Raw genomic sequence first — 7386 nt, 5'->3', positions numbered from 1 at the left:
GTGAATGGGCATCGGACCGTCTTTTTTCATCCCTGGAGTCTTAGTTTCACTTACGGTTGGAAGCTGGTTTTCATCCCCGAAGGATTCCGCTCCCCAGGGCCGCCTCCAAACATCCAATCCCGCCTCCGCTCCCTCGTCCCGCTTTTCTGCGTAACTTTCATTAATTAAATCCCAATTTACACCACACTTTTAAGCCCCAGCGTCTTCTCAATCACCAGCATAACCCCCAGCGTAATCACCATCAACAGCGAAGCCAGGGCCGCAATCGTTGGATCAAAATGGTATTCCACATAGGCCATCATTTCAATCGGCAGAACAGTTACTCCCGCCTTGGTCAGGAACGCGGACAGAGATACATTATTAAAGGAATTGATAACCGCCATGATGCAGGCAGAGATGATTCCCGATTTGACATTTGGCAGTAAGATGTGGAAGAATGTGTAAAAATTTCCGGCGCCCAAAATTCTGGCCGCCTCCTCCATGGAGAAATCAAAATTGGCTAAACTGGCGGTGACCACCCGCATCACATATGGGATGGATAATATGGTATGCCCGATCAAAAGGCTTGGAAGTGCCTGAAGCTGAAAACGGTTTACCACATAGCGGAGGATCACGAAACCGAGTACAATCACCGGGATCAAAACCGGAGACAGGAATAACTCTTTTATCACCCCTTTTCCTTTGAAGTGGTACCGGTTCAACGCATAGGCAGCCGGAAGTCCCAGGGCCAGGGCGATTCCGGTTGCGGCAAATGCGATGATAATGCTGTATTTCGCAGCATTTCCGAAGGATTTGACCTTCAAAATCTGCTCATACCAACGCAGGGTGAAACCTTCCCCCGGAAACTTCAGGTATGTGGTATCGCTGAAAGAGGAAGCCGCTATGATAAGAAGAGGCCCGATGAGGAAACTATATACTAAAATGGTTATGATAAGCAGTGATTTGCTTTTTTTCATGGTATCCTCCATACCGGAGCGTTTTAATGCGAAAATTTTGATTCGAAAATTTTGCGCATCGTAAAATTTGCGATGTGTAAACTTTACGATGCGTAAAGTTTGCGCTGCATAGGCACGCGCTGAGAATTTCAGCTTCTCATCTACGATTCAAATTTGTGGCTCCGGCACAAATTTGGGTGTAAAAATAAGCCGTCAGGATTATTTTTCAACTTAATTCCTTTGTTTTCCAGGCTACCGGACAGAAAACAGCTCATTCCAGCGGGCTGTCCAGTCCGCCTTCTTCCCGTTGATGACAGACCAGTCGGGAAGCTGCAGCCTGCTGATCATCTCTTTTCCATAGGTATAATTTACGGACTGTTCCGGGGTCAATTCCACATCGGTTCTGACTGGAGAATCCACACCGTCCAACGCTTCTGCCGTCTGCACTTCTTTTGAAATATAGAAGTCAATAAACGCTGTGGCCAGTTCCTTATTTTCGCAGCCCTTAACCATATTGGCCGCGTTAAAGCTGCCATAGGTTCCTTCCGCCGGATCTACCCATACATAGTCTTCGGACGCAGATTTTGCTGCCGTATAGGAAAAGTCAAGCAAAACGGCGGCGGAGATTTCCCCCTGGTTTAACATGGTGATCGTGTCATTGGCGCTTGTGTATGTCTTCATGATATTCGGCTTTAACTCTTCCATCTTTTTAAAGATCGCATCATCATCCGTTCCGGGTGTCAAACCAGCCATTTTTGCCACGCAGTAATAGAATATGGGGCCGGAAGTAGTGGTAATATCAGGTATGGCTATGGAACCTTTCAGCTCAGGATTCCACAAATCCGCCCAGGAATGAATCTCGACCGGACAGAAGGTCTTGTCGTAAACAATTCCTAAACGGTTAAAGGTATAGGCTGGACCATATTCATTTCCCAGTGGTGCCTTAGCGATATCGTATAGGGAATCCAGGTTGGACAGTTCTGCCGGATCAATGGGTTCGATAAAATCTCCCTCAATCAGGTCGGCCATAAACGCATCGCTGATGACCACCACATCATAGTTTTTTGGCGTTTCCTTAATCTTGGTGACGCGCTCTGCGTTCTTTCCGCCTTCCACGACCAGCTTACAGCCGGTTGCTTCCATAAACGGATCGTATACATTCTTCTGTAACAGTTCCGTGTTAAATGAAAAGGTGGAAATTTTCAGTTCCTGGCCTTTAAACGAAGGCAGGTCTACGCTTGGTGTAATGCCGCCTGCCGTTTTCGTATCCGGTTCAGATGTTTGAGGTTCTTCCTTTGTGAAGCCGCCGCAGGCGGTCAGGGATACTAACATAATGCCGGTCAAAACTGCTGATAATACTTTCTTTTTCATAATGTGTCCCTCCTTTACCGCTTAAAGCAATATGATTTTATTCGGTGTTAAAGATAATGTAACCTTATCGCCGGAATTGTAAACCGTCTCCTGGTCCGTGCTGACCTCAAACTCACCGATTGAGGTGCTGACATTATACTGGCTGCGTTTGCCCAGAAAGGTATTCACCAAAATCCTGCCGTCGATGCGGTTGACCGCCTGGGTGTCCGCCGGCATGATCTGAATGTCTTCCGGACGGATACATGCCTTTCTTTCCCCATGGGTATATTTGTTTTCCACCTGGATCACGGATCCGTCCGACGCCAGGTATTTTCCCTCCATGCCTGTTTCCTTCAAATCAATAAAGTTTTCAAATCCCACAAAGCGGGCTATAAATTCTGTCTTGGGATGATTATAGATCACCGCCGGTTTATCCATCTGTTCGATCACACCATGATTCATAATAGCCACTTTATCAGAGATCGCAAAACATTCCTCCTGGTCATGTGTAACGTAAACCGCGGTAAAACCGAACTGCTGCTGGAGCCGCCTGATTTCCACACGCATTTTTATCCTGAGTTTTGCGTCCAGATTGCTGAGGGGCTCGTCTAACAAAAGCAGATCCGGTTTGATCACCAGCGCCCTTGCCAATGCGACGCGCTGCCTTTGGCCGCCTGACATCTCCTTGGGAAAACGGTTTTCAAAGCCATTTAAATCCACCGTCTCCAGCATGGCCGTTACTTCTTTCTTAATCTGCTCCTGAGACATTTTCCGCATTTTCAGTCCAAATGCCACGTTATCAAAAATTGTCATGTGGGGAAACAACGCATAACTCTGGAACACGAATCCAAAATTCCTTTTATGAAGGGGAACCTGGGTATAGTTCTTTCCATCGAAAATAAACTGTCCGGCCATGGGGCTGGAAAAACCTGCGATCAGGCGCAGCGTGGTCGTCTTTCCGCAGCCGCTGGAGCCCAGCAGGGACACCAATTCCCCTTTTTCCACCTGAAAATTCAAATCTTTTAATATCACATGATCGTCATAGCCTGCGGTGATATTCTGCAATTCCAAAAGTGCCATTCTCGTCTCCTCTTTCATACAATTGGATTAAATTTTCTGCTGATCCCATTTATGCAGCCGGATACCAATACGGTGACTACTATCATGACCACAGACACAACAGATGCCTGTGTCCAATCCCCTAATGACATGGCCTGTTGGTAGATCATGGTAGCCAGCACTCTGGTATCCGTCCCGCCCAGCAGCTGAGGCGTGGTATATGCGGTCAGACAGCCGGTGAATACCAGCACACTGCCGGTAACCAGCCCCGGTATACTGAGGGGCAGAATCACGTGACGGAAAGCGCCCAGTCTGGTCGCTCCTAAATTACATGCAGCCAGATTCAGATCCTCAGATATATGATCCATGATGCCGATCAGAGACAGAATCATCAAAGGCAGGAACAACTGGATAAATCCTATTGTCATAGAAAATTCATTGTACAGCAGGCTGATCGGACGCCTGACTATCCCTAAACTCACCAACGCCGTATTGATAAAGCCTTTCTTTCCCAGGATCACCATCCAGCTGAAGGAACGGATCACCGGGCTGGTAAACATGGGAAATACGGCCAGGGCCATGAGCATTCCTTTATTTTTGGAATATTTGGAAATATAATATGCCGTTGGAAATCCCAGCAGGGCGCAGGCTGCGGTGCTCACCAGGCTCAGGCGGATGCTTCTAAAAAAAACCTGCCTGAAATAAGTACTTCCGAACAGGGAATAATAGTTCTCCAGCGAAAAACTTCCTGCCTCATCAAAAAACGTCTTAAAAATCAAAGAAAACAGGGGAATCATCATGAAGAACACAAGAAACAGACATCCGGGAAGTATAAAAATCCAATATAGTTTCGTTTTCTTATCAATCAATGGTTCATCCAGCCTTTCTATTCATCGTGTATTCTAAAAGAAGCCGTTCATTCAGAACACTTACTATTATTAGACAAAACAGCGTATTCATACCGGTAAGCTCATATCATATCCTCATATTTTGCGGCCAGTTTCCTGAATGGTTCCATGGCAGCGGACAAATCGGCTTTGATTTCATTTAAATCGGCGTTTACCATCTTTTTATTGCTGACCAGGAGTTTTCCGTTCACAAAAACCGTATCCACGTTGGATGCGTTGGCCGAATACACGAGGGCTGAATAGGGATTATAGACGGGGAACATGTTGACCGAGCCGGTTTCCACCATCACCAGATCCGCTTTTTTCCCTGTTTCAATGGAGCCAATCAGCCCATCGGCTCCCAATACCCTGGCGCCGCCTATGGTTCCCAGGGCGATGATGTCTTTTGCGGGAAAAAGGCTTCTGTCACGGTATCTTGTCTTTTGAAAAGAAGCGAAAAGCCTGAACTGGGTGAATAGATCCAGGGTATTGCCTGACGAAGGGCCGTCGGTTCCAAGTCCCACCTGAATGCCGGCCGCTTTCATATCCCTGACCGGAGCGGTTCCCTTCCCGGCCTTTGTATTGGAACCAATGCAGTGGACCACTTTTGTGCCGGTTTGAGAAAGGAGCTCCAGATCCCGTTTTGTCATGTGAATACAATGGGCGGCAATTGTCTTTTCCCCTAAAACTCCCAGATCATATAAAAATTCAATCGGTGTTTTTTTATATTGTTCCCTGAAATATTCCATTTCATAATCCATTTCACTGACATGAAGGGTATAAAATGTATCATACTCCCTGGACAGTTGAAAGGCCCTTTGCAGCATTTCCGGGGAGTTTGTATTGGGGGCGTGGGGTGCGATTAAAGGAGTTATCAGCTCATGCCCGTTCCAGCTCCTTAAAAATGTTTCTCCATACTGCAGGCCGCCATAAGGAGTTTTGCTGTCACAGGTTTCCATATTTATAACCGTTTCACCCAGATACCCTCTGATTCCCAGCTCGTCACAAGCCTTTGCCACTTCATTTTCAAAATAATACATATCTAAAACCGTGGTGACGCCGGCCAAAAGCATCTCGCATACTGCATACCGGGCGCTCAGCCTGACCAGCTCCGGGGTCATCGCTTCCAGTTCTAAGGGAAAGAGGAAACGTCTCAAACGGTCCGGGCAGTCGTCTCCCATGGACCGGAAGGGGATCATGGACATGTGGCTGTGGCAGTTAATCATTCCGGGCATCAGTATTTTTCCTGTCCCGTCGATTTTCTTATCCCATGGCAGGCCACAGGGGCCGGCGCCTGTTTTTTCAATGATTGTGTCATTGATTACAACATATCCCTGTTCCAGAACCCGATAGGCTGAATCCATGGTCAGCACCGTGGTATTTTCTATTAATGTTCTCATAATTTAACAATCCATACCTTTCTTCGCCTTGAAAAGAGTAATTACACGTAACAGTCCGCTATCTGAACTGTTACTGTAAAACAAAAAATAGGATAAAGCCGATGAGAACGCCGTCCTATAAGACGGCATAACATCAGTTTTATCCTACTTATTGTATACTTTTTTATGAAAACTACTTATGGTTCTTTCATTTTCTGGCAGTATTCTTCGATTGTCTTATAAACATCGGGGGCGTCATTTTCATCGCAGATCAAAAGGATGTGGTCGCCTGCCCTCAATCTGGTATCGCCTTTTGGAATAAATTCATCTTCTCCCCTGGTTATGGAAACAATTAAAGACGCTTTGGGCCATGTGACCGCCGAAACGTTCTTTCCTTCCGCCGCGGAGCCGTGATAGATCATTCCCTCTACCAGCACTTTTTCTCCCGACGCCTTGTGAGGCTTCTTCCATTTGCGGTTTTCCAGCAGCCGGTGGAGAAGCTGGTCGTAAACAGGGGCGCATTTCATGATATCCGGTATCAAATAGGCCATCAGCGCTGCCATGGATAACGTCAGCAGGTGGTTGAATGTGCCGGTCATCTCTGTAATCAGAATGATTCCGGTGATCGGAGCCCGGACAATTGCGGAAAAATAGCCGGTCATGCCCAGGATCACAAAATTCCCTATGTATCCATTTAACACCGGAAAGAGATTTCCCATCAGTTCATTATAAGAACCTCCGATAATCGCCCCTAAAACAAGGAGCGGAAGGAAAATACCTCCCGGAGCGCCGGAACCGAAGCTGACCATAGAAAAGATAAATTTGACAACAAACAAAAGAATCAGAGCGCTTACGGCCATCTGCCCTTCGGAAATGGTATCCACCAGAGTGTGTCCTCCGCCCAGCACCGCAGGATATACAAATCCCATGACGCCTGCCGCCAAAAATGGAATCAGCACGCGGAAATAGACCTTGGGTATTTTCTGATACATCTTCTGGGACCGGATCAGGCAGGTGTTGTAAAAGACGCCTAAAAGCCCCAGCAGCATTCCTACAACAATTACATGTCCATAGCTGTTAAGCGGCAGCATATTGGGAACGTGAAAAGAAAAAATGGGCTCCAGTCCAAATATATTGCGCGTAATGAAGTTGGCGGTTATGGAAGACGCCATGGTGGATAGCAGAACTTCCGGTGAAAAGTTTTTATGCACTTCTTCCAGGGAGAACAGCACGCCCGCAATCGGCGCATTGAAGGCCGCGGAAAGCCCTGCGCTGGCGCCGCAGGTCATCAAAAGCCTCTCCTCCATCCTCATCCGCTTGGTGAGCCTGGAAAATCCCTTGCCCACCATGGATCCAAGCTGAATGCTGGGGCCTTCCCGTCCTAAGGACAGGCCGCAGCCGATACACAGCAGGGCGCCTGCAAATTTTGCGGAGAGAACCCGCCACCAGGTCTGTTTGATCTCCCCCTGCATCTCCCCTTCCATCTGAGGGATACCGCTGCCTGAGATATAAGGTTCCCAAATTAAAAGGGCAGAAACCACCAGGGATACTGCGGTCAGGATCAAAAACCATACTGGTATGAACCAGGTATTGGCCTTTCCATAGGCCAGTATAAAATTCAGCAGTTCAGACGCCAGATCCAGCAGGATACGGAACAGCACGATGGTAAATCCTGCCAGAACCCCGACGATCATCCCTTCCAGAATCAAAAAATATCTGAGTTTTCGAAAACGTTTTAATGAATTGGATATGGTAAAATTCGCTTGCTGCATCATT

The 7386-nt window shown here is 47.2% G+C and carries 6 protein-coding genes; all 6 read right to left on the bottom strand.

Annotated features, from left to right (window positions below):
* Positions 1-176 precede the first annotated feature (176 nt).
* Positions 177-956, bottom strand: coding sequence for an ABC transporter permease (locus GPL15_RS08930; RefSeq protein WP_215698126.1), 780 nt, complete (start codon positions 954-956; stop codon positions 177-179).
* A gap of 231 nt (positions 957-1187) precedes the next feature.
* Positions 1188-2306: an ABC transporter substrate-binding protein gene (locus tag GPL15_RS08925; RefSeq protein ID WP_215698124.1), complete on the bottom strand. Its 1119-nt coding sequence runs from the start codon at positions 2304-2306 to the stop codon at positions 1188-1190.
* A 21-nt stretch (positions 2307-2327) separates the two neighbouring features.
* Positions 2328-3365 carry an ABC transporter ATP-binding protein gene (locus GPL15_RS08920; protein WP_215698122.1) on the bottom strand — a complete coding sequence of 346 codons (1038 nt, stop codon included), beginning with the start codon at positions 3363-3365 and terminating at the stop codon, positions 2328-2330.
* A 14-nt stretch (positions 3366-3379) separates the two neighbouring features.
* The gene (locus tag GPL15_RS08915; RefSeq protein WP_215698120.1) at positions 3380-4213 is read right to left on the bottom strand and encodes an ABC transporter permease; all 834 of its coding nucleotides are present in this window, start codon (positions 4211-4213) and stop codon (positions 3380-3382) included.
* A 101-nt stretch (positions 4214-4314) separates the two neighbouring features.
* A complete protein-coding gene (locus GPL15_RS08910) occupies positions 4315-5631 on the bottom strand; it encodes an amidohydrolase (protein WP_215698118.1) in 1317 nt (438 codons plus the stop codon).
* A 176-nt stretch (positions 5632-5807) separates the two neighbouring features.
* Positions 5808-7385, bottom strand: coding sequence for a ClC family H(+)/Cl(-) exchange transporter (locus GPL15_RS08905; RefSeq protein ID WP_346344923.1), 1578 nt, complete (start codon positions 7383-7385; stop codon positions 5808-5810).
* Position 7386: the final 1 nt, after the last annotated feature.

Origin of the sequence: Clostridium sp. MCC353 (assembly GCF_018785315.1) — a bacterium.
In the GTDB taxonomy this organism is placed as follows: domain Bacteria; phylum Bacillota; class Clostridia; order Lachnospirales; family Lachnospiraceae; genus CHH4-2.
This window is presented reverse-complemented; position numbering and strand designations above follow the sequence as displayed.